This is a genomic window from Nocardia altamirensis NBRC 108246 (assembly GCF_001612685.1).
Taxonomy (GTDB): Bacteria; Actinomycetota; Actinomycetes; order Mycobacteriales; family Mycobacteriaceae; genus Nocardia; species Nocardia altamirensis.
Genome location: NZ_BDAY01000097.1, coordinates 1 through 20849, shown reverse-complemented (window position 1 = coordinate 20849; position 20849 = coordinate 1). Strand labels below are relative to the sequence as shown.

Here is a 20849-nt window from a genome sequence, read left to right as displayed (position 1 = left end):
ATCTCGTCACACAATCGACGACGCTCCGTATCGGATCGGAAGCGTGCGCGGTCCGACGGGGCCGAGGGTGAGGCCTGGCTCGGCCGGTCCTGCCGCAGCGAGGTGCGGAAAGCTGCGCGCGAGAATGGGCAGCGCCTCGGCGATCTCGGCGCGGGCGAGTGGCGCGCCGAGGCAGTAGTGGATGCCGCCGCCGAAGGTGAGTTGCGCCGCGGATCGCGGTGCAGTGATGTCGAATTCGGCGGCGCCGAAGGCGGCGGGATCGGTGTGCGCGGCGTCGAGCAGGATATTGAGGAAGCTGCCTGCCGGAATAGTGAGACCTTCGAAATCGATCGTCTGGTCGACGACTCGCCAGATGGTGTTGACCCCCGGCGCAACCCGCATGACCTCTTCGACCGCGCGTGGCGCAAGGGTCGGATCTTCGGCGAGCATCCGCCACTCCCGCGGGTGCTCGAGGAAGACCTGCACCGCGCGGCCGAGCTGCTGGCGCGTCGTGTCTTGCCCGGCGAACAGCAGAGCGCTGACCATCGTGCGTAATTCAGTGGGGGAGAGCCGATCTCCGGCCTCCTCGGCGGCGATCAAGTCGGTGATCAGATCGGGACCCGGCGTGGTTCTGCGCTGCTCGATCAGCTCGTCGATGGCGTCGTGCAGTGCGGCGAGTGCCGCCTCGATGCGGGGCAGGTGCTCGGTCGCCGCAACGCTGAAGATGAGGCCGATCTCGTTCGGCAGCCGATGAAAATCCGCGCGCCGTTCGGGCGGTACGCCCAACAGTTCACTGAGGATCCTGGCGGGATACCGGTCCGCGAAGTCGGCCATGAACTCGCATTCCCCGGCCGCGACGAGCGGTGCAACCAGTTCTTCGGTGACTGAGCGCATGACCGGCCGCAGCCGGTCCACCGCGGCACGGTTGAATGCCTGGCTCACCAGCCCACGCAACCGCGCGTGGTCGGCCCCTTCGACACTCGGCAGCACTGACCCGATCCACTCGACCGCGGGTCCCGAGGTGATGCCTTGCGCGGCAAGGGAGTCCACCCCGCCCCAGCGCACTCTGCGGTCCGCGAGCAGTGCCGCCGCCTCCCGGTGCCGCAACACCGCGAAGCCGATCGGCGTGCGGGCATACCAGTGCTCGGCGCGTGCGGCGAGCACCTGCGCGGAGTCCGGCCGGAATGCCGGATCGAGCACGTTCAGCACGGTGACGCTGCCGTCCCCGGTGTGTTCGATGATCGTCACGAAGTCGTCCTTCCCACCCGGCAGCCCCTCGGTGGGGCTACCCGCAGAACGCTACGGACGAGCGCTGACCAGGCCTATCCCAGAAATGTCGTATTTCCGGCGCCGGCATCGCCGCGCAGCAGCACCGCGAGCTTGCGCCGACTGCGAATGCCGGTCTTGGTGAAGACGGCGGTGAGATGGGCCTGCACGGTGAGCGGCGAGATGAAGAGTTGTTCGGCGATCTCGCCGGTGCTGCACCCCGCCACCACCAGATCGGCGATTTCTCGTTCGCGTGCCGTGAGCCCGAACGCCGCGTACAGCAACGGCGTGATCGTGCTCGGATTCGCCTGCTGGAGAACGAAGGACACCTGCGCGCCGGTCGCGGACGCGTGCAACGACACCCAGCGGCCGCTCTCCGCGCGCACCCTGGTCGCGACGTCGCCATCGGTTCTGGCCCGCTCGGCCAGGGCCAGCATGGCGAACGGCAACGCGTCGTGCTCGGGCGCCTCGGGCGCGCCGAGGTCGGCGAGCCAGGCCCGCGCCGGCGCGGAGATCGTCGTGACCTGGCCGTTCGCGTCCAGCACCAGCACGCCGGGCCAGCGCACCTGGCTGTCTGCGGCGGATCGGGCGCGTACCCCTGCCGTGCGCAAGCCGCGGCCGAGCACCCCGGCCAGATCGTGCGCGAAGTCCCGGTCGTCGGCGGTGAAGTCGTGTGGCGCGGCCCTGAACAGCGAGATGTTCCCCCAGCAGGCCCCGTCGATGACCAGTGCGGTCCGCAGCTCGCCTTGCATATTGTTGGGCCGCAACAACTCTCGATAACGAACACTGCGATCCAGTCGGCCGCCGGTGACTTCGCTGAGCACGCCGCTGTGCCGCGCGCCCGCCGCGAGCGTGGTGAACGAATTGAAGTCCTGCGGCAGATATGCGAACCGGGCGACCCCGGCATCCGGCGGCGGCATGTCGTAGGCCCGGAACCCGGTCTCGATCAGGCTGTCGGGATCGGTGGTGTGCCAGCACGCGGAGTCGTACGGAATCGCGGCGGCGAGCAGCTCGGCGGCCTCGTCGATCAGCTCGGCGGTGCCGAGATCGGCCGAGGTGAGGCGGAGCATGCGGGTGAAAGTTCGCTCGCGAAGGCGACTGCTCATCGACTCAGTCTCCCTCCGAACCGCCGCCCGCGGTACCCCTCGCGATCAGGCCGAGGTCACCCGCATGCGGTCAGCGGCGGGTGGTCGGTGCCGGTTTCGCGGTGGTCGGCTTGGGCTTGGTGCTGGTCTTGGGCTTCTTCGCCGGCTTGTCGCTGTCGGGTTCCCACTCGTAGCCCGGGGTGTTGTTCAGGCAGAAGCTGTCCTCGACGACGGTGTCGGTGGCGTCGAACTCGCACCAGCGGGTCGTGGTGCTGCGGCTGCACGCGACCGTGAGGGAGAGCGCCATCGCGACGATGGCGAGGGCCGCAAAGATGCGTCGGCGCATGGGGTTTCCGTTCGTTACGCGGTGGGAGTCTCGAACCGATATGCCTCCCCGACGGCAGGATGTTAACAGAATCGGCAGATCGGCTGCGGCGATATGCCTCTCAGCTGACCTTGGTGGCGCGGCGAATGGCGGCCGCCAGATCGTCGAGCAGCGGCGCCACTCCCGCATGCGAGAACCGGTACACCGGTTGCCAACTGGCGACCTGGTCGGCGCGCACCGCGGGCAGGCCGCGCCACACCGGGTTGGCGGCCAGCGCTTCCGGCGTCAGCGCGAGCGTCCGGCGATCCAGCAGGATCAGGTCGGCCCGGTACTTGTCGGTGTGCTCCCAGCTCAGGTTCTCGAAGAAGCCGTCGCTGCCGACCTGCTCCGGAATCACCATGTCCACCCCCAACTCCGCGAGATAGCTGAGGTCGGCGGAGGCTCTCGGATCCGACACGTAGAAGACGCCTGGCGCGGCCGAGGCGGCCATGACCCGCAGGCCGGGCCGCTGCGCCACCGCATTGCGGATCGCTTGGGTTGCGGCGTCGAATCGCGCGGTGGCTTGGATCACCTTGGGCGCGTTCAGGTCTGCGCCGAGCGCCCCGGCGAGCTCGCGATAGCGAGCGATGATGGCAGGCAACGTTCGGTGCGCTACTTTTTGCGCGAGGACATTCGGATTGATCTGCAAAATCTTGTCTTTGCTCGCATCCGGCACGTACCAGAGTTGGTCGCCCACATACGTATCGGTGAGCAGCAGGTCGGGTTCGAGCCCCGCGTACTTCTCGATGTCGAACTCGCCCCAGTTGTTGCCGAGCACGGTCACCTTGCCGAGGTCGAGGTCTCCGGTCAGCAGGCCCGGTTCCCCTGTCGCCGTGCGTGTTTCGCCGAAGACCCCAACGACGCGCTGCTGTAAGCCGAAGTCGGCGAGCAGCCCGGCGGTACCCGCGAACGCGACGATCCGACTCGGCACTTCCTTGCTCCGGACCGTGCTGCCCCGATCATCGGTGAACGTCCACCCACCCGGTCCGGTATACGGCTCGTCCTCAGCGGACCGGCCGCATCCGGTGACGGCGGCACCGAGCCCGGCCGCGCACAGGGTCGTGAAGAGACGGCGCGATAGCTGGATTGTGTCCATGGCTGCCATTGCCACCACCGTACGGTAATTAGGCAAGCCTTACCAAATGCAGTCGCGCTCGTGCGCTCTCATCCTTGGTGCCAGACACGTTGGTGGTCGCGGTGGGTGGACAGCACCGCGGTGTCGGTGAGCACGGTGTCGTAGAACTCCAGATCGATATGCTGGGCCTGCAGGTAGTTCATGATCCAGACCGTCGGCACCGTGCCGGGGAACTTGCCGAACGTCTCGTCGATGTAGGTGGCCTGCAGGGCGAGGAACTCGCGGAATCGCGTGTCCCACGGCGCTGCTGCCCCGCGCACCATTGCGTTGTCGGCGAACGGGCCTGGGGTGTCGGGGTGATAGGGCCCACCGGGGCCGAACTTTCGTTCGGCCAGTGCCTCCACGGCATCGGCCATCGAGGCATAGTGCGGTCGGCAGTACGCCTCGAAGACTCCGGGCAGCCCGGTCGGATTCGACAGCGCCCAACGGGAATCGGTGTCGTAGCGGAAGCCGAGGCCGGGGATGTCCGGGTCGCCGCTGGCGCCGAGCATCGTCAGCCGGTCGATCCCGTCGAACGTCCAGCCGCCCAATCCCATGGCGCCGAGCAACAAATGGCCGTTGTGCACCGCCGCCATCAACTCCGCGGTCGCCTCGGTCAACGAGTACTGCTCGACGAACGACAGCGGCATGGGTTCGGTGAAACGCAAAAGGTCACTGTAGTTTTCGACGCCGGGAATGGGCCGCTGGTGCACATCGTCGTAGAGGGCGAAACCGTTCTGTGCGAAGAACGCGATGTTCGCGAGCATCTGCTGGGCGATGTCGGCCACCGGGATCACCAGCAGCGACCCGGGATGGTTGGCGATCCAGGTGTTGTGGCCCTCCAGATACGGTTCCGTGCGCGGCAGGTGGACGCGCCGGTCGGACAGCCGCACCACGCGCGACAGCACCCGACCGAGCTGGGCTTCGGTCGCGCCAGCGCCCTCGGCATACACGCCGTCCGGCGCGGCATCCCTGGTCGGCAGGAAATAGGTGCCCGAATCGTCGGTGAAAAAGAACTCGCTGGTGTGGAATCCGGCCGCCGACCCGAAGGTGCGCCCGGTGGCGGAGCCGCTGTAGTTCGGCGCGGCGGGCGCATACCCGGGATGGTGGCTGATGCCGAAATGCCAACCGGTCCAGCCCGCAACGGTATTCAGCACCACCGCGCGTTCGAGATCGCTCAGCGATTGTGGTGGTTTGCCGCTGGTGAAGGCGAGCGGTCCGGCGGGAATGGCACCGCCCACCGGAAAGCGCCGGGATCGGCGACCGTAGATCGCATCGAGCAGCGGATAGCGCGCGAGGTCGGACAGCGCGGCGCGCTCGGCCTCGGTCAGCTCCAGCGGGTCGAGCCCGGTCCCGCTTGCGCGCGCGGCGGCCTGGTCGTCGGCGAAAGCGGGCATCAACGCTCCTTCACCTGCGAGGGGTTCGTCCAGGTTACGCCGGTGTCGAACCTTCGCCTTCCGCGACAAGTTCCGCCGCCGCCTTGGCTGCCGTGCGCACGAACGCCGCGACCAGCGGCCGCTCGTCGTCCGCGCGGCAGGCGACCGCGAGCACCGCGGGCGGAACATCGCGCAGCGGGCGGGTGACCACACCCGCCCACGGGAAGAACCGGGACACCGAGGCGACCGAGACCGCGACCGCCTGACCGCTGCCCACCGCGGCGAGCAGATCCTCCAGCGTCGCCACCTCGGCGCCGATGGTCGCCGGGCCCTCGCGATAGTCCGCCAACGTCATGAAGTCGCGCGCCATGAGATCCCGGTTGTCGGTCCACCAGGCGAACGGCTGCACAGCCAATTCCGCTGGGGGAACCGCAGTTTCGGCGGTCAGCGGGTGATCGGCCGGTAACAGGGCGATCCGCTCCTCGGCCAGCAGCGGAGTCACCGCAAGCCCCTCGGGCGCGGGTAGCCAGATGAGCCCGACATCGGTGGATCCGGCCAGCACGCCCGCGCTCGCGTCGTCGAACCCGACCTTGCCGACGGTCACCACGACCTGCGGATACTCTGCCGCGAAGGTGCGCAGCACCCGGGGTGTGATGTCCAGGCCGGTCACCCCGCGGATGCCGATGATCAACTCGGTGCGCTCGCCGGACTCCGTCTCGCGGGTGTCGGCGATCGCGGCGCCGACCGTGTCGAGAATGTCGGGCACCCGCTGCAGCAGCGTCCGCCCGGCGTCGGTGAGCGTCACCTGCCTGGTGCTGCGCTGGAAAAGCGTGGCGCCGATGCGGGTTTCGAGTTGCTTGATCTGGTTGCTCAGCGCCTGCTGGGTCATGTGCAGCCGTGCCGCCGCCTTGGTGAAATTCAGCTCGGTCGCCAGCACGTGAAAAGCGCGCAGGTGCCGCAGTTCCACATCCACAAGTGTGGATTGTAGATCCGACAGCCGATCGGTGTTTCCCTTCTCGATCGCGCGCATCGAGCATTGAGGGCGTCGGGATGTCAATCGAGGAGCCAGCGTGCCGGAACGACGCCATGAACTCGGGCAATATCAGCCGATCGCCGAATGGGCGTTCGGCTGCCTGGTGATCTGGCATCAGCTCGCCGAGACCACCGGTGGCGTGCTGTCCACCGCCGAGGTCGTGGTGCCGAGGGGCGCCGAACCCCCGGTGCACGTGCATTCGAGGGAGGACGAAATGTGCTTCGTGCTCGAAGGTGAGCTCACCGTGCACCGTGGACTGGATCGGGTGGCGGCCCGGCCGGGCACCTCGGTGTGGTTGCCGCGCGGCATCCCACACGGCTTCGCGGTGCGCACGGCGACGGCGCGGGTGCTGCACCACTACACGCCCGCGGGAATCGAGAAGGCGCACCGGGCTTTCGGCACCGCGGCCACCGGAACGGTGCTGCCGCCCGCCGATGTCCGCCGGCCGTCGGACGCGGAGGTCGAGGCCGAGTTCGCGCGCTACGGCGTCACGCTCGTCGGGCCGTCGCCGGCGAACGGTCCTGCGGGGCGATCATGACGGCGCCGCACTGGATCGCCGCATCGGCCTACGCGGGCTACGCGCAGGTGCGGATCCTCGGGCCGGTGTCGGTGGTCGATGGTGATCGGGTGATCGGTGTCGATCGTCCGCTGGAACGGGCGGTGCTGGTCCGGCTGGCACTCGCCGGTGGTGTGCCCGTTCCTGATCGGCGACTTGCCGCCGATCTGTGGGGTGACGGTCAGCTGTCGCGACCGGTCGAGCGGTTGCGGGTGGTGGTGTCGCGGCTGCGGGCGGCCTTGGGCGTGCACGGCGCTGCGGTGCTGCGCACGCCTGCGGGCTATCGGACCACGATGGTGGCGGGCGATCTGCTCGCGGCCGAATCCATCGCCGATCGGCTGCACGCGGCGGCGCGTGCCGGGCGCCACGGTGAGGTCAGGGCGGCCGCCGAGGAAGCGCTGCGGCTCTGGCGCGGACCGGCGCTCGCGGATCTGCAGTGGGCGCCGTACGCGGCGGTGGAGGCGGCCAGGCTGGACGAGTGGCGGCTCGAATTGACCGTCACCGGACTGGATGCCGCGCTTCGGCTCGACTTCGGCCCCGAGTACCTCAGGGAGATGGCCATTCTGGCGGGCGAGCACCCGATGCACGAGCCGCTGGCCCGACTGCACGCGCTGGCCCTGTACCGGGTGGGCAGGCAGGTCGACGCGCTGGATCGCTTGCGCGCTCTGCGCCGTGACCTGGCCACCGAGTTCGGCGCGGCGCCGAGCCCGGAGACGGTCGAGCTGGAAGTGTGCATCCTGCGCCACGATCCGACATTGCATCCGGTGCTTGCCGCCGGAAAGTTCGCGGGCCGAGCACCTTCGGTCCATCGGATCTCCAGTAAGCGCGACCTCGTGACGTTCGGCCACCGCTTCCGGCACCTGCAGCCGGGCTGCTGATCCTGCGCCCACCTCGCGCGGAAAGCGTATGTCCGCGCCCGCCGGGTATTACAGTCGCATCATTCGCGGTCGCTTGCCGACGGTGTGCTGCAGGCTCTGCTGCCGTCTCGACGGGGCGGACGAATGATGAAGGAACAGGATGAATTCTCCGCTCGTCTCGGTCGCGCTGCCGGTGGCCTTGGCCATCATCATGTTCGGGCTCGGCTTGTCGCTCACGGTCGCGGACTTCACCCGCATCGCCCGTTCCCCGAAGACCGTCGCGCTCGCGCTGCTGTGCCAGCTGGTGTTGTTGCCGCTGATCGCCTTCGGTCTGGTGCTGCTCTTCGATCTGCCGCCGCTGCTCGCGGTCGGGATGATGGTGCTCGCCGCCTCGCCGGGCGGCACGACGGCAAACCTGTTCAGCCACTTGTTCCGTGGTGACGTCGCGCTGAATGTGTCACTGACCGCGGTGAATTCGGTCATCGCCGCGGCCACGCTTCCGCTGTTGACCAACTTCGCCATCGACTACTTCGAGCCGACGGAGGGCTTCGGCACGGTGGGTTTGCAGTTCGGCAAGGTGCTTCAGGTGTTCGCGATCGTGCTGATTCCGGTCGCGATCGGCATGGCCGTTCGCCGGTTCTCGCCCGCGTTCGCCGACCGGATGGACCGCCCGGTGCGCATCGGATCCGCGCTGGTGCTGCTGCTGGTCATCATTGGCACGATGGTCGCCGAGCGCGACAACGTCACCGGCTACCTGGTCGACGTCGGCGTGGTCACCACGGTGTTCTGCGTGCTGAGCCTGACCACCGGATACTTCGTCCCGCGCTGGCTCGGCGTCGAGTTCCGGCAGGCGATCGCCTGCTCGATGGAGATCGGCATCCACAACAGCACCATCGCCATCACGATCGCCATCAGCGTGCTCGGCAGCACCGAAATGGCCATTCCCGCAGCGGTTTACGGCGTGCTGATGTTCCCCCTTGCCGCCGGTGTCGGCTGGCTGCTCACCAGGGGCCGGGTCGGGATCGCCGCCGCGGACCCGGCCGAGCAAACCGGCTGACCCCGGCTCACGGCCAGGGACGCACCGGAGAAGCAGCCCAGAGGACCGTCGACGAGGTCGAGCTGTGCCAGCTCACCTGCTGCGGCCGGGCTGCGTCGAGCGCGTCGCCCACCGCCAGGTCGTAGGCGGCGCCGTTGACGGTGACGGCCAGCGTGCCGACGACGACGTAGAGGAACAGGTCGTGGTCGTCCAGGTCGAGCGGGCAGGCGCCGCGTTCGCCTGCCCGTGCGGAGACGATGCAGCCGCGCAATGCGAGCCGCTGGTGGGCGATCTCGACGGTGCCGGGGGTGCGTTCGGGCAGTCTGGCCCGCCGGATCGGTGCCTGCTGCTCGTCGACGACCACCTCGAGGATGCTGACGCCGAGTGCCTCGGTGATCGCCGCCAACCGGTGCAGCGAGGGCTGATTGGTGCCCTTCTCGACCGCGGACAGGTAGGACACCGATACCCCGCACGAGCGCGAGAGTGCGGCGAGGGTGAGCCCGCGATCGGCGCGGATCTGGCGCAGGCGGGCGCCGACGCGGCGGGCGAGCGCGCTGTTGTCGATGTCGAGCGTGCTCATAGTGCTTGCGGGCGCACAATCCACAGAATGACCGCAGGCTCGGCCGAGGTGATCTCCAACTGATGCTCGGAATGTGCTGTGTAGTGCAGGGTTTCGCCGGGGCCGAGGCGGTGGCTGACGGCGCCGATGCGCATCTCCAGCTTGCCTTCGAGGACGAGCAGTAGTCGTTCGCCCGCCGGCGGAAACGACGGCCGGTGTTCCGATCGAGCGATCCGGCTGAGCAGGCCGGTGCAACTCGGCGTCGCCGCTGAGTCGGTCAGGATGGTGTGCATCTCGGTGTCGCCGTTGCGCACCTGGACGTGGCGCTGCCCGTTCGCGCGATGGACGTGCACGGTGGACCGCGCGGCGGACGGGAAGAACGCCGACATGTCGCTGTCGAGTGCCGCGGCGAGGGTCGCGAGGGTGCCGAGGGTCGGCACCGTGACGCCGTTCTCCACATTGGAGAGATAGCCGTCGGTGAGTCCGGTTCGATCGGCAAGTACGGCCAACGTCAAATTTCGGGCGCGGCGCAGTTGTCGGAGTCCTCTGCTCACTCCTTGTGCGACCGCATCCATGTTTACTCCTCGCGTGGTGTGCCCGGTGAAGTTACCGGGTGCACCCCGGCGTTGCCAGGGGCGCGTGTCCGTCAGTGTCGCAGGTGGGAAAGGTGATTGGTGGTGTGCGACGCGCGGGCAGTTCAGATTGGTCGACGAGTTCTCCCAATAGTTGCCAGCAGGGTGAATTCGGGCGTGTCGAGCGTCCGAAATCAAGATCATTTATTGCTGCGCGAATGCCGTTGCGAGGGAAAGCACCTAATTCCTGGGGCACCCAATTGCCTTGACGCCCTACAGCTCGCCGGAGTACGTTCCTGTATTAGTAAGAAAAACATCCCATGACAGGAATTCGGGGGGCGGGGGGAATCCTTGCCAACCACAGTGGTCGCTGCTGGGGACTTGCTCATTCATCGCATCTCCGCGTGACAGCCTTCCGATTCGAAGTTGCCGGTTATCGCGCTGTGCCGCTTCGGGTCCGGACACAGAACCAGCGGGCCTGTGCCGTATCGGCCGGGCCGTGGGAGGGAGCCATATGAACGATCCGATGTTGTCCGCATACACCGAGCTGGAGCCGGGACGGTTTCGTGAGGAAAACGGCCTGCGCTATGAGGATTACGTCGTCGGCCACGTCTACGAGCACCGTCCTGGCCGCACGATCACCACGACGGACAACATCTGGAGCTCGCTGCTGTGCCTCAATCTGCACCCGCTGCACATCGACGCGGTGTACGCGTCGGAGACACCGTTCAAGCAGCTCCTGGTCTCGAGCCTGGTGACGTTCGGGATCGTGAACGGAATGACGGTCAAGACCATCAGCCAGCAGGCCGTCGCCAATCTCGGCTGGGACAGGGTGCGGCTGAATGCGCCTGTGTACGTGGGGGACACGTTGTACGCCGAGACCGCGATCGTCGACAAACGACCGTCGGCGTCGCGACCGGGTGAAGGCATCGTCACCGTGCACACGACAGGCCGCAACCAGGACGGAGTGCAGGTGATCGAGTTCGATCGCACCCTGCTCGCGTCCATGCGCAACCCCGCGGCCTGAGTGGTCGTCGATCCGAGTGGTCACAGCCCGGCTGCTCGGCCATGAGGGAGGAAATCTGATGATTGCGTTGGCGGTGCTCGGCCACGACCAGGTGGCCGCGTACCTCGGGCGGAAGGCCCGATCATGAATGTCGACCCCTGCCTGTTCTTCGTGCCGGCCTCCCGGGTCGACACCCTGTTGAAAAACGTGCCACGGCACTCGATTTCGCTGGTGCTCGACCTCGAGGATTCGGTGCCGAAGCGTGCGAAGCCAACGGCCCGTGCACGACTCGCGGATGTCGACCTGACCGGAACCGGACTGCCCGGAGTGTCGTTGCGTATCAACAGCATCGAGACGCCGGACGGACTGCTCGACATCCAGGCCGTCCTCGCGCTCGGCGGCGAGGTCGGCGGGTTGCCGGTGCAGACCGTACTGGTGCCGAAGATCGTCACCGGACGCGACGTCGCCATCTATCGGTCGCTGCTGGCCGAGCTGCCGGATCCGCCCGAAATCTGCAGCATCATCGAGACAGTCGATGCGGTGGAGAACGTCTTCGACATCGCGGCGGTGAGCGACGGCCTCATCTTCGGGCCGTCGGATCTGGTCGCGGAGATGTGGGCGCCGGACGAGTCCTACCTGGCGCACGCACGAGCCCGAATGTGCATCGCCGCATCCCGTTTCGGCTTGCCGGTCATCGACGGGAACTCCTTCGAACTGTGGGACACCGAGGTGATCCTGCAGCAGTGCGAGGTCGCGAAGCAGTGTGGTTGCACCGGCAAGGCGGCCATCCACCCGAGGCAGGTCGGTCCGATCGTCGAGACGTTCTCGGTCGACCCGGCGGAACTGGACCGTTACCGCCAAACCATCAAGGACTACGAAGCCGACGACGCAGGCTTCGCGGTCACCAAGGAACGGGTGCTCGCGCCGCCCTTCGTGTCGAAGGCACGGCGGATGCTCGCGCTGTACGACGGGAACCCGCGCCCGGTCCGCTGAAACACCAACCGATGAAGTCGAACAACGAAATCGTGGAGGAAATCATGAGCACCTCGATGACGGACGTCGTGCAGCAGGCGATGGTCGATGTCTCCGACTACGACGTGGCACTGAGCGACGGCCGATTCGGGCCGGTACCAACAGAATTGACCGAACGACTGGTGTCGCTGGTCGCCGACGGCGCCGGGCTCGGCGTCTGCGGCGGTGCGCGTGCCCTGCTGGCGAAGCACGGCATGAGCGTGCACCGCGAGGCCGATGCCACCGCCGTGCGCGACTACTTTCAGGCGATCTTCAGCGCTTTCGTTGCGGCGGTCGACCTCTCGAAACACACGCCGGTGGTGATGAACTACCAGAAGGTGTCCGGGGTCGATCTGGACGGATTCAACAAGAACGTCGGCTTCACGGTGAACGCCGAACACACCCAATCGCGAGAGTTCTTGAGCACCAAATGTGTTCACTTCGACTCCGCCACCACGTTCATCGGCAACGTCTACGGGCCGAACACCAACATCACCGGCGGCCTGCCGATCATCTGCGACACCCGTGCGTACTGCCGAGCGAAGGGGCTCGATCCGGCCGACCTGGTCGAGCTCATGCCGCACAGCTACAACGTCGCGGTCAAGCAGGAGTTCGCCGAGGAGATCATCGCCGAACACGCGGCAACGGTGGACGTCGACCTGGTCGACGACATGATCATGGTGGTGCTGGACAACGAAGTCGCCGACGGGCTTGCGCACGCAGGTTCCGCGCCGCGGCTGACGGACCCGAGCAAGCCGGGCAAGCGGCCGCTGCGGCACATCGAATTGCAGTTCGACGACGACGAGAACCTGAAGAACTGGTTCAGCCACTACCGGCTCGCCTTGCCTGAGGTGAAGGTGACCGCGCCGGAGGAGCATACGCCCGACCACGACCGCTATCACGTGGGTGTGGAAACCCTGGTGCCCGGACGGTAATTGCCGGGCACTTTCACCAGGACAGCCAAAAGCCCTGCGGCGCCGTAGGTATCGGCCTCGGCGACGCCGGGTACTGGCGCGCGCAAAAGGGGAACGGATGCACGTCAGAGACCGGGTGGCCGACAACGGCGCCGGAGAAATCATGGGACCGCATCGGTTCCGCAACAACCAGCGGATGGTGCCTGCCAGCGAAGCGGCCTGGCAGGTGGTCGCCGACAACGGCATGCTCGACATCCGCGTCGACGCCACCAACGGCCAGAACCGGCTGCGCGATGTGCACACCGGGCACGAATTCTGCAACCTGTCGTCGTGTTCCTACCTGGGATTGAACAGCCATCCGCTGGTCATCGATGCGGGCATTGCGGCGCTGCGTGCGGAGAACATCAGCGGTCTCGCCATGGCGGAGTGCCGAATTCGCTTGGCGGCCGCGGAGGAACTGGAAGCGGACCTCTCGGCGCTGTTCGGCGCGCGGGTGTTGCCGTCGATCTCGTGCGGCGTGCTGAGTGCCGCGGTGCTGCCGCTGCTCGCCTCGGGGCATCTCACCGACACGGCGCCGCTGGTTGTCGTGTTCGACAAGTTCGCCCACTTCTCGATGAACTTCGTCAAACCGATCGTCGCCGACGAAACGCTGGTGCTGACCTGCCCGCACAACGACATGGAGTTCCTGGCGGACCTCTGCAAGCGGTATCCGCGAGTGGCCTATGTGTGCGAGGGGGTGTATTCCACCGGCGGGCGCGCGGATCTGGTTGGCATCAGGGCGTTGCAGGAGCGGTATGGGATGTACGTGTACATGGACGACTCGCACGGGTTGTCCACCGAGGGGGCGCATGGTGTCGGCTACGCGCGGTCGGTGTTCGGCGAGCTCGACGACCGGACCATGATCGTGGCCTCGCTCGCCAAGGCGTTCGGCAGCACCGGGGGCATCGCGATGATCGGTGCGTCCGGGAAGTTCGACTTTCTGTATCGGAGCGGGCCGATGGGGTGGTCACAGGGACTGCGCACGGCGGCCATCGGGACGACACGGGGGAGCATCGCGGTCCATCGCTCGCCGGAACTCGGTGCGCGCCAACGCCAATTGGCCGAGAACATCGGCATCTTCGATCGGCGGATGCAAGGGCGGGACGTGCGCGGCGCGGGATCGCACATCAAGTTCGTCACGGTCGGCGACAACGATCGGGCGGTGCGATTGTCCAACGAGTTGTATCGGCGCGGCTACTACTGCTCGGCGATGTTCTTTCCGATCGTCGCTCGCGGGCAGGCCGGGGTGCGAATGATGTTGCGCGGGGACATGACCGGCGCGATGACGGAGGACTTCGTCGCTGTCCTCGAAGACGTGCTTGACGAGTTCGCATGACGGCGGCCGACGCTCTCGCCGTTTCGCCGGTTCAGCATGTCCGCTCGCTGGCCGCATCGATGCGTGACGGCCTGCGTAGTGGAGCCGTCGGTCGGATGTCGGTGCCGCCACGCGAGACCGTCTCCGATGCGGCGGGCACGAAATTCATTTCGATGCCCGCGGTGTCGCCCGACTACGACCTCTACATCAACAAGGTCGCGACGATCGCCGGGGCGGCCGGGCGCGGCGCCACCGTGACCTCGGTCGTGCCGATGTTCTCCGTCGCCACCGGGCGGTTTCTCGGTGCGCTCGACGGCGCGACGGTCACCAATCTGAAATGCGCTGCGGTGACGGCGCTGGTGACGGATCTGTGTGCGGCGCCGGACAGCCGGGTACTCGGGATTCTCGGGTCCGGTGTGCAGGCGCGACAGCAGTTTCTCGGTGTTGCGGCCGTTCGCGAGCTTGCCGAGGTGCGTATCTGGTCGCGGAATACGGAGCATGCTGCCGCATTCGCCCGCGAGATCGCGGCGACGGTCCCGGTGACCGTGTGTGCCTCTGCCGAGGAGGCGAGCCGCGGTGTCGACGTGCTGTCGACCGCGACCACTTCGGTACGGCCGCTGGCGATCTCGGCGGAGTTGCCGGTGCATGTGCACATCAACTGCATGGGTGCACACACTGCCGAGTCGCGGGAACTGCCGGTCGAGTTGCTTCGGTCGAGTCTGGTCATCGTCGAGGATGTGCGCACGGCGATCGCGGAGGCGGGCGAAAGCCATTCCGGTGCGGTCGAAATCGCCGCGGTACTGGCCGATATGGCTGGCACGCTTGCGGACCGGCGGACCATCTTCGCGTCTACCGGCTGCGCCTATCTGGATCTGATCACCTGTGCCTATCTGGCTGAGCGGTAGGGGACCGCTCGCAACCAGCACGCAGACCCGCTGAGGAGGAGTAAGCAGTGGACAAAATCCAACACGACGAGATCCTTTCCCACGGTGCATCACCCGCCGACGCCCCGTCCGGAGCGGCGCTCGAGGCGGAGTTCGACGTGTTCACCACTCGGCTGCACATGGAGGTGCCCGCGGATCTCAAAGGTGGTGTGCTGCGGGGCTATCAAGGTTTGCGGGAGATGGCGTCGCGGTTGCGTGAGGTGCCGGTCCAGGACGTTCCTCGGGCGCCGTCCCGCGCTACGGCGGGGCCGGAGGTCGTGGCGGTGCCGTCCTCCGTGGAGCCACCCGCCGACGCCATGCACGAGCTTTCCGTACGCCAAGCAGGAGCGTTGTTGCGTGCGGGCGAGCTCAGCTCGGTCGAACTCACCCGGCACGCGCTCGATCGGATTGCCCGGCTCGACCCCGCGCTGCATGCCTTCATCCTGGTCACCGAACAGACTGCGTTGGCACGGGCGGAGGCCGCCGATCGGGACCTGCGCTCGGGGATCGATCACGGTCCGATGCACGGGATTCCGTACGCGCTGAAGGACATCTTCGATGCCGAGGGTGTGCCGACCACCAATGCCTCGTGGCTGTGTATGGACAACGTGGCCGACGCGGACAGCACGGTCGAGGGTCGGCTGCGGGCCGGTGGCGGGGTCGGGCTCGGCAAACTGACCACGTTCGAATTCGCGCTTGGTGGACCGAGTTTCGAGTTGCCGGTGCCGCCGGCCAAGAACCCGTGGAGCGATGACCATGTGCCGAGCGGGTCCTCGTCGGGTGCGGGCACGGCGGTGGCCGCCGGACTGGTCCGGGTTGCGGTCGCCTCCGACACCACCGGATCCATTCGCGGCCCAGCGTTCCATTGCGGTGTGGTCGGGCTCAAGCCGACCTTCGGCCGGGTGTCGGGACATGGGGCGCAACCACTCTCGCGGACGCTGGATCACTTCGGCACGCTCAGCTGGTCGGTCGATGACACGGCCGCGCTGCTCCAGGTCATTGCGGGGCCGGATCCTGCCGATCCGCGTACCACGGGCGGCCCGCGTTCGGATTACCTGACCTCGCTCGACAGTGGGGTCGCTGGGCTGCGCATTGCCAGCGCGCCAGGGTGGTACGCGGAGGATCCAACGACCATCCCCGAGATCCTGGACGGCATCACGCACGCTCTCGGCGTGCTCGACGGACTCGGCGCGACCGTCGACGAGGTCGCCTTGCCGCCCTACGACATGTTCAACGGTTGCGGCCGAATCCTTTTCGCGGCAGAGGCGTTCGCCGCGTACGAGGACACATTGCGCAGGCACGCAAAGACGCTCGCGCGCTTCACCTATCAGCGGATGATGCCAGGAGCCGGGGTCGCGGCGGCCGACCTGCTGCGGGCGCACGAGGTGCGGCGCTGGTTGACGCACCAGGTCGACGAGAGCGTGTTCGACCGGCACGATGTGCTGGTCATGGCCTCCGGGCAGACCACAGCCGCGCGGTGGAGCGAGTTCCCCTTGAACTGGCCACCGCCCAAGATGGTCAACGACATGCTGGCGATTCCGTTCAACGTGACCGGTCATCCGGCGCTGTCGCTGCCGATCGGGCTCGCCGGGAACGGATTACCGATCGGCCTGCACATCATCGGGCGACACTTCGACGAGGCGACGGTGTTTCGGGTCGCTGCCGCGTTGGAGCGCGCCCTAGCGGAGCGGCGCCGTCGGCCGCCGGAACCTGAAAAGGTGGTCTCATGAAGCCATTTCGTTTCGCCACCACCGCAACCACCGGTCTCGTGAGTCTGTCGCAGATGCAGGAGACTGCGCGTTTCGCGGAGTCGGTCGGGTTCAGCACCTTGGTGTATGCCGACCATCTCGACGGCCAATACGCGCCCATCCCACTGCTCACGGCAGCGGCGCTGGCGACCGAGCGCATCCAGGTCTGTCCCTACGTGCTGAACGTGGACTTCCGGCATCCCGCGGTCCTGGCGCAAGAACTGGCAACGCTGGACCGGCTGTCGGAGGGACGACTCGCCATCGGGCTCGGCGCAGGCTGGAGCCGGGGCGAATACCTGGCGACCGGAATACCTTTCGATCCGGTCGGCGAGCGCGTCTCGCGGGTGCGCGAGGCGATCGCCGTCCTCGAAGGCTGCTTCGGGGACAAACCGTTCACCTATGCCGGAAAGCATTACGCCATCACCGATTACGACGGTCAGCCGAAGCCGTGGGAGCACCGGCCACCCTTCCTGCTCGGCGGGGGTGGCCGGAAGATGCTCGGCTTGGCGGCGCAAGTGGCCGACATCATCGGCCTCGCGCCGCGAGTGCCGCCCTCTCGTCCCGGTGGGGTGTTCTTCGATCCCGCCAGCATCACCGTCGCGGCCACCGAGGAGAAGATCGACTGGATCCGCGCCGCGGCAGCGGAGCGCTTCGACGACATCGAATTGTCCACGTACGCTTCGGCAACCGCGGGCTACGGCCCGCCGGTCATCGTCACCGACAACGCGCTCGCCACCGCGCGCACCCACATCGACGACATCAACGCCCGCACCGGAGCCACCCTGACCGTCGACGACTACCTGGACTCGCCCCACGTCTGGATCGGCACGATCGACCAACTGGTCGAGAAGTGCCGATCCCTGCGCGAGCGGTTCGGCATCAGCCATTTCATGCTCAGCCCGCCCGACGTCTGCGCCGAGTTGGTCGAGCGCTTGGCAGGCCAGTGAGCGTCCTTCGCGACGTCGATCGGAAGCCGCGCCTGGACAAGCGGAGATCGAGTGCAGGGCTGCAATGCGCGGTCCTGTATCTCCTCTTCTTCGTCATGGGCACCGAGGGCTACCTGATGCCCCCGATCCTTCCGACCATCGCCGCCGACCTGCACGTCTCGGTACCGCTGGCCGCTGCGGCGGCCACCGCGTTCGTGCTGGCCTACGCGATCTTCGGCCCACCGCTCGGCGTGCTGTCGGACATCCTCCCGAAACGCACTCCGGTTCTGGTCGGCATGGCGCTGTTCGCGCTGACCAACATCGCCGTCGGCCTGGCTCAGAACCTGCCGCAGCTGATCATCGCTCGCGTGTTGATGGGCCTCAGTGCTGCGATTGCGACCCCCGCGGCCTGGTCCCATCTCGCGGATGTCTGCCCGCCCGGTCACCGCGGTCGCGCGATCGCCCGCGGGTTCGCCGCCTACGGTCTGGGTCAGGTGGTGGGCGTTCCTCTCGGTGCATTCGGCACCCAGGTCTTCGGCTGGCGCCTGCCCTACATCGCCATCGGCGTCGGCTTCTTCTTGGTCCTGCTCTGGGCCTTCCGAACCCTCGACACCATTCACCCGCGTGACCGCACTCTACGGTGGAACCTGTTCCGCCCCTTGCTGTCTCCCATCATCCTGCTGACCTTGGCTGCCACCTTCACCGTGATGGCAGGCCGACTCGGCGCTTTCACGTACCTGGGTGCCCTCCTCGAAATGCGTTTCGCCTTCGACGTGGCTGCCAACGGTCTGGTCGGCCTCCTCGTCGGCGTCACTGTCATCGGAGGTTCCCTGCTGAGCGGCGCGCTCACCGACCGTCAACGTGGCAGAGCCCGTCCCGAGAACTGGATAATGGTCACCACCGCAGTGCTTTTCGCCGCGGCCGTCGCCATCACCGCCACCGCCACCGCGCTGGGGATCTTCCTGGCGGCCTTGGTCGTCTGGTGCCTCGCGGGGAGCATCTTCTACTCGGCCCAGCAGTCCTATCTGGCGAACATCCCCTCACCGGCGCGCACGACGCTCGTGGCCTGGCACAGCACGATCATGAGCCTCGGAAACGCCACGGGCAATACAGTTCTCGGCGCCGTACCGCTGGGCAGTCCTGCGTTTGCTGTCCTCGCCGCGATCTTGGGTCTGCTCGGTGCAGCCCTTGCCGGTGCCGTCATGCTTGTCCCCGCTCGCACCGGGGCTACGACCGGATTGAGCGAGATCCGCGATCTCGAAGCCCCTGCTGAAGTACACCAACCGTCTCGGTAAGCCTGGATGCCGGCTCGCGACATTGCCGCGCCGAGCTGGCGATCGTTGTCCTCCGCGACTTGGGTTGTGACAGAGGCCATACCGGGATCCGGGGTGAGTGGTCAGATTGGTCGGATGAATCGCCTAGGATCTAGGACGTTGTGAATCTCTCTATGACAGTCGTGCATCTGGTGGCCAGGTTGCACGTGGATTTCGGGCGGCTGGCGGCACACCTGTGTCGATGACGCTGCGCGTCTCACACTCGAATCCTTTTCACTGTCTTGGAGTTTCTTCATGTCCGTACCCAGTTGGCGTAGCCGTGTGCTCAATCCGGTGCGCTGGTCGTTCGGTGTTCAGATCCTGCTCGGATTGGTGGTCGGCGTCGTTGCGGGCTTCATAGCGCGCGAGACCGAGGCGGCCTGGCTGACGAGCACGCTGACCCAGGTCGGCACCATTTTCGTGCAGCTGCTGAAGCTTGCGGTGCCGCCGCTGGTGTTCACCGCGGTGCTGGTGAGCATCGCCGGGTTGCGGCACGTCACGAACGCGGCCCGGTTGGCCGGACGGACGCTGCTGTGGTTCATGGGGACCTCGGTGATCGCCGTCGTCGTCGGGATCGTGCTCGGTCTCGTCACCAACCCTGGGCGCGGCGTCGACCTGACGCTGACCGGGGCGAAGGCGCCGGAAAAGTCGGGCGGGTGGACAGACTTTCTGACCGGCATCATCCCGACCAACATCGTCGGCGCCTTCACCAACGGCAACGTGCTGCAGTTGGTGTTCCTGGGCGCGGTACTCGGCGTGGCAGCTCTGAAGCTCGGCGACGTCGCCAAACCCTTTGTCACGCTGGCTGAATCGGTTTTGCAGCTGGTGCAGAAAGCGCTGTGGTGGGTGATCCGGTTGGCGCCGATCGGGACCGCAGGCCTCATCGGTAAGGCCATCGCCAGCTACGGGTGGAATCTGCTGCAGCCGTTGGCGACCTTCGCGGTCGCGGTGTACGCCGGGTGCCTCATCGTGATGGTCGTCGTGTACCCGGTCCTGCTGCGCACGGTAGGCGGCGTGAACCCGATTCGGTTCTACGCGAAGGCCTGGCCCGCGATCGAGCTCGCTTTCGTGTCGCGTTCATCGATCGGCACGATGCCGCTGACGCAACGGATGGTGACCGAGCGGCTCGGCGTCCCCCGCGAATACGCCTCATTCGCCGTGCCTTTCGGCGCGACCACGAAGATGGACGGTTGCGCCGCGGTCTACCCGGCGCTGGCGGCGATCTTCGTCGCCCAGCTCACCGGCGTCGAACTGGGCTTCCGCGACTATCTCCTCATCGCCTTCGTCTCCGTCGTCGGCTCCGCCGCCACGGCCGGTCTCACCGGCGCGATCGTCATGCTCACCCTCACCCTGTCCACCCTCGGCCTACCCCTCGCCGGCGCCGGACTACTCCTCGCGATCGACCCGATCCTCGACATGATCCGCACCGCAACAAATGTCGCAGGCCAAATGGTCGTCCCGATCCTGGTAGCCCGCCGCGAAGGAACCCTCGACAAGGAAGCCTTCGACCAGCCATCCACCCCTCTGACTTCAGCCACCCCGACTCGGGACCCGCTACTCGTCGCCGCCTGACCTCCGCGCGGGTGGTGCGCGACAACCACTTCCGCCCACCCGCGCACTTCACACCAATTCGACACCACCGCATGGCATGCGCCGCCTCCAAGCACGCAATGCAATTCGGCCACCCGCGCCAAACAATGCGTGTTCACCGGAGCACAAAGCCCCGAGTCGACGGGAGCGGAGCAGCGGCGCCCACGCCGACGTGAGAGAAGTGGTTGCCGCCCGCGTTGGCGTGAGAGAAGTGGTTGCCGAACCTCGTTGACCGGAGAGAAATGGTTGTTGCCCCGTTGAGCGGAG

At 67.0% G+C, this 20849-nt stretch carries 20 protein-coding genes; 12 read left to right on the top strand and 8 right to left on the bottom strand.

Going from position 1 to position 20849, the window contains the following annotated elements; all coding sequences use genetic code 11:
* Positions 1-6: 6 nt before the first annotated feature.
* The 6 genes from NA11_RS37600 to NA11_RS37575 all read right to left on the bottom strand — a co-directional run bounded on the left by NA11_RS37600 (position 7) and on the right by NA11_RS37575 (position 6157).
* A complete protein-coding gene (locus tag NA11_RS37600) occupies positions 7-1227 on the bottom strand; it encodes a cytochrome P450 (protein ID WP_084655408.1) in 1221 nt (406 codons plus the stop codon).
* A 74-nt stretch (positions 1228-1301) separates the two neighbouring features.
* A complete protein-coding gene (locus NA11_RS37595) occupies positions 1302-2351 on the bottom strand; it encodes a helix-turn-helix transcriptional regulator (protein ID WP_084655407.1) in 1050 nt (349 codons plus the stop codon).
* A gap of 70 nt (positions 2352-2421) precedes the next feature.
* Positions 2422-2676, bottom strand: coding sequence for a hypothetical protein (locus tag NA11_RS37590; RefSeq protein WP_069166854.1), 255 nt, complete (start codon positions 2674-2676; stop codon positions 2422-2424).
* Between the two features lie 100 nt (positions 2677-2776).
* Positions 2777-3799: an ABC transporter substrate-binding protein gene (locus NA11_RS37585; RefSeq protein WP_141718068.1), complete on the bottom strand. Its 1023-nt coding sequence runs from the start codon at positions 3797-3799 to the stop codon at positions 2777-2779.
* A 59-nt stretch (positions 3800-3858) separates the two neighbouring features.
* Entirely contained in the window at positions 3859-5205 is a 1347-nt protein-coding gene (locus NA11_RS37580) for a hypothetical protein (RefSeq protein WP_069166853.1), read from the bottom strand.
* A gap of 34 nt (positions 5206-5239) precedes the next feature.
* A complete protein-coding gene (locus NA11_RS37575; RefSeq protein WP_167837815.1) occupies positions 5240-6157 on the bottom strand; it encodes a LysR family transcriptional regulator in 918 nt (305 codons plus the stop codon).
* Positions 6158-6254: 97 nt separating this feature from the next.
* Between NA11_RS37575 and NA11_RS37570 the strand changes: the two genes are divergently transcribed.
* The 3 genes from NA11_RS37570 (at position 6255) to NA11_RS37560 (ending at position 8687) form a co-directional block, all read left to right on the top strand.
* Positions 6255-6755 carry a cupin domain-containing protein gene (locus tag NA11_RS37570; protein WP_069166851.1) on the top strand — a complete coding sequence of 167 codons (501 nt, stop codon included), beginning with the start codon at positions 6255-6257 and terminating at the stop codon, positions 6753-6755.
* The gene (locus tag NA11_RS37565; RefSeq protein ID WP_069166850.1) at positions 6752-7651 is read left to right on the top strand and encodes an AfsR/SARP family transcriptional regulator; all 900 of its coding nucleotides are present in this window, start codon (positions 6752-6754) and stop codon (positions 7649-7651) included. Before NA11_RS37570 ends, NA11_RS37565 begins: the two co-directional genes overlap by 4 nt.
* A 139-nt stretch (positions 7652-7790) precedes the next feature.
* Positions 7791-8687 (top strand): bile acid:sodium symporter family protein, encoded by an 897-nt coding sequence (locus NA11_RS37560; protein ID WP_069166849.1) that lies wholly within the window; start codon positions 7791-7793, stop codon positions 8685-8687.
* 7 nt (positions 8688-8694) lie between these two features.
* Here NA11_RS37560 and NA11_RS46005 read toward each other — a convergent pair whose 3' ends face one another.
* Positions 8695-9246 (bottom strand): helix-turn-helix domain-containing protein, encoded by a 552-nt coding sequence (locus NA11_RS46005; protein ID WP_069166848.1) that lies wholly within the window; start codon positions 9244-9246, stop codon positions 8695-8697.
* Positions 9243-9800 (bottom strand): helix-turn-helix domain-containing protein, encoded by a 558-nt coding sequence (locus NA11_RS37550; protein ID WP_167837814.1) that lies wholly within the window; start codon positions 9798-9800, stop codon positions 9243-9245. The genes NA11_RS46005 and NA11_RS37550 overlap by 4 nt, the downstream gene beginning before the upstream one ends.
* Positions 9801-10311: 511 nt before the next feature.
* On the opposite strand from NA11_RS37550, the gene NA11_RS37545 reads away from it, so the two are divergent.
* The 9 genes from NA11_RS37545 (at position 10312) to NA11_RS37505 (ending at position 20564) form a co-directional block, all read left to right on the top strand.
* Positions 10312-10824 (top strand): MaoC family dehydratase, encoded by a 513-nt coding sequence (locus tag NA11_RS37545; protein ID WP_141718067.1) that lies wholly within the window; start codon positions 10312-10314, stop codon positions 10822-10824.
* Between the two features lie 123 nt (positions 10825-10947).
* Entirely contained in the window at positions 10948-11796 is an 849-nt protein-coding gene (locus NA11_RS37540; RefSeq protein WP_069166846.1) for an HpcH/HpaI aldolase/citrate lyase family protein, read from the top strand.
* Positions 11797-11840: 44 nt separating this feature from the next.
* Complete coding sequence (locus tag NA11_RS37535; protein ID WP_069166876.1) at positions 11841-12749, top strand: hypothetical protein; 909 nt, start codon at positions 11841-11843, stop codon at positions 12747-12749.
* 97 nt (positions 12750-12846) lie between these two features.
* Entirely contained in the window at positions 12847-14103 is a 1257-nt protein-coding gene (locus NA11_RS37530; RefSeq protein WP_069166845.1) for an aminotransferase class I/II-fold pyridoxal phosphate-dependent enzyme, read from the top strand.
* Complete coding sequence (locus NA11_RS37525) at positions 14100-14987, top strand: ornithine cyclodeaminase family protein (RefSeq protein ID WP_069166844.1); 888 nt, start codon at positions 14100-14102, stop codon at positions 14985-14987. The genes NA11_RS37530 and NA11_RS37525 overlap by 4 nt, the downstream gene beginning before the upstream one ends.
* Positions 14988-15034: 47 nt before the next feature.
* Positions 15035-16735, top strand: a complete 1701-nt coding sequence (locus NA11_RS37520) for an amidase (RefSeq protein ID WP_218023458.1) — start codon at positions 15035-15037, stop codon at positions 16733-16735.
* On the top strand, positions 16732-17700 hold the full coding sequence (locus NA11_RS37515) for a TIGR03621 family F420-dependent LLM class oxidoreductase (RefSeq protein ID WP_069166843.1): 969 nt from the start codon (positions 16732-16734) through the stop codon (positions 17698-17700). The genes NA11_RS37520 and NA11_RS37515 overlap by 4 nt, the downstream gene beginning before the upstream one ends.
* Complete coding sequence (locus NA11_RS37510; RefSeq protein WP_069166842.1) at positions 17697-18974, top strand: MFS transporter; 1278 nt, start codon at positions 17697-17699, stop codon at positions 18972-18974. Before NA11_RS37515 ends, NA11_RS37510 begins: the two co-directional genes overlap by 4 nt.
* A 273-nt stretch (positions 18975-19247) precedes the next feature.
* The gene (locus NA11_RS37505; RefSeq protein WP_069166841.1) at positions 19248-20564 is read left to right on the top strand and encodes a dicarboxylate/amino acid:cation symporter; all 1317 of its coding nucleotides are present in this window, start codon (positions 19248-19250) and stop codon (positions 20562-20564) included.
* Positions 20565-20849: the final 285 nt, after the last annotated feature.

Excerpts from the sequence above, each read along its gene's own strand:
- NA11_RS37540 (WP_069166846.1), top strand. The coding sequence starts at position 10,948 with ATGAATGTCGACCCCTGCCTGTTCTTCGTGCCGGCCTCCCGGGTCGAC.
- NA11_RS37565 (WP_069166850.1), top strand. The coding sequence starts at position 6,752 with ATGACGGCGCCGCACTGGATCGCCGCATCGGCCTACGCGGGCTACGCG.
- NA11_RS37545 (WP_141718067.1), top strand. The coding sequence starts at position 10,312 with ATGAACGATCCGATGTTGTCCGCATACACCGAGCTGGAGCCGGGACGG.
- NA11_RS37530 (WP_069166845.1), top strand. The coding sequence starts at position 12,847 with ATGCACGTCAGAGACCGGGTGGCCGACAACGGCGCCGGAGAAATCATG.
- NA11_RS37550 (WP_167837814.1), bottom strand. The coding sequence starts at position 9,800 with ATGGATGCGGTCGCACAAGGAGTGAGCAGAGGACTCCGACAACTGCGC.
- NA11_RS46005 (WP_069166848.1), bottom strand. The coding sequence starts at position 9,246 with ATGAGCACGCTCGACATCGACAACAGCGCGCTCGCCCGCCGCGTCGGC.
- NA11_RS37580 (WP_069166853.1), bottom strand. The coding sequence starts at position 5,205 with ATGCCCGCTTTCGCCGACGACCAGGCCGCCGCGCGCGCAAGCGGGACC.
- NA11_RS37595 (WP_084655407.1), bottom strand. The coding sequence starts at position 2,351 with ATGAGCAGTCGCCTTCGCGAGCGAACTTTCACCCGCATGCTCCGCCTC.
- NA11_RS37515 (WP_069166843.1), top strand. The coding sequence starts at position 16,732 with ATGAAGCCATTTCGTTTCGCCACCACCGCAACCACCGGTCTCGTGAGT.
- NA11_RS37525 (WP_069166844.1), top strand. The coding sequence starts at position 14,100 with ATGACGGCGGCCGACGCTCTCGCCGTTTCGCCGGTTCAGCATGTCCGC.
- NA11_RS37590 (WP_069166854.1), bottom strand. The coding sequence starts at position 2,676 with ATGCGCCGACGCATCTTTGCGGCCCTCGCCATCGTCGCGATGGCGCTC.
- NA11_RS37535 (WP_069166876.1), top strand. The coding sequence starts at position 11,841 with ATGAGCACCTCGATGACGGACGTCGTGCAGCAGGCGATGGTCGATGTC.
- NA11_RS37560 (WP_069166849.1), top strand. The coding sequence starts at position 7,791 with ATGAATTCTCCGCTCGTCTCGGTCGCGCTGCCGGTGGCCTTGGCCATC.
- NA11_RS37505 (WP_069166841.1), top strand. The coding sequence starts at position 19,248 with ATGTCCGTACCCAGTTGGCGTAGCCGTGTGCTCAATCCGGTGCGCTGG.
- NA11_RS37585 (WP_141718068.1), bottom strand. The coding sequence starts at position 3,799 with ATGGCAGCCATGGACACAATCCAGCTATCGCGCCGTCTCTTCACGACC.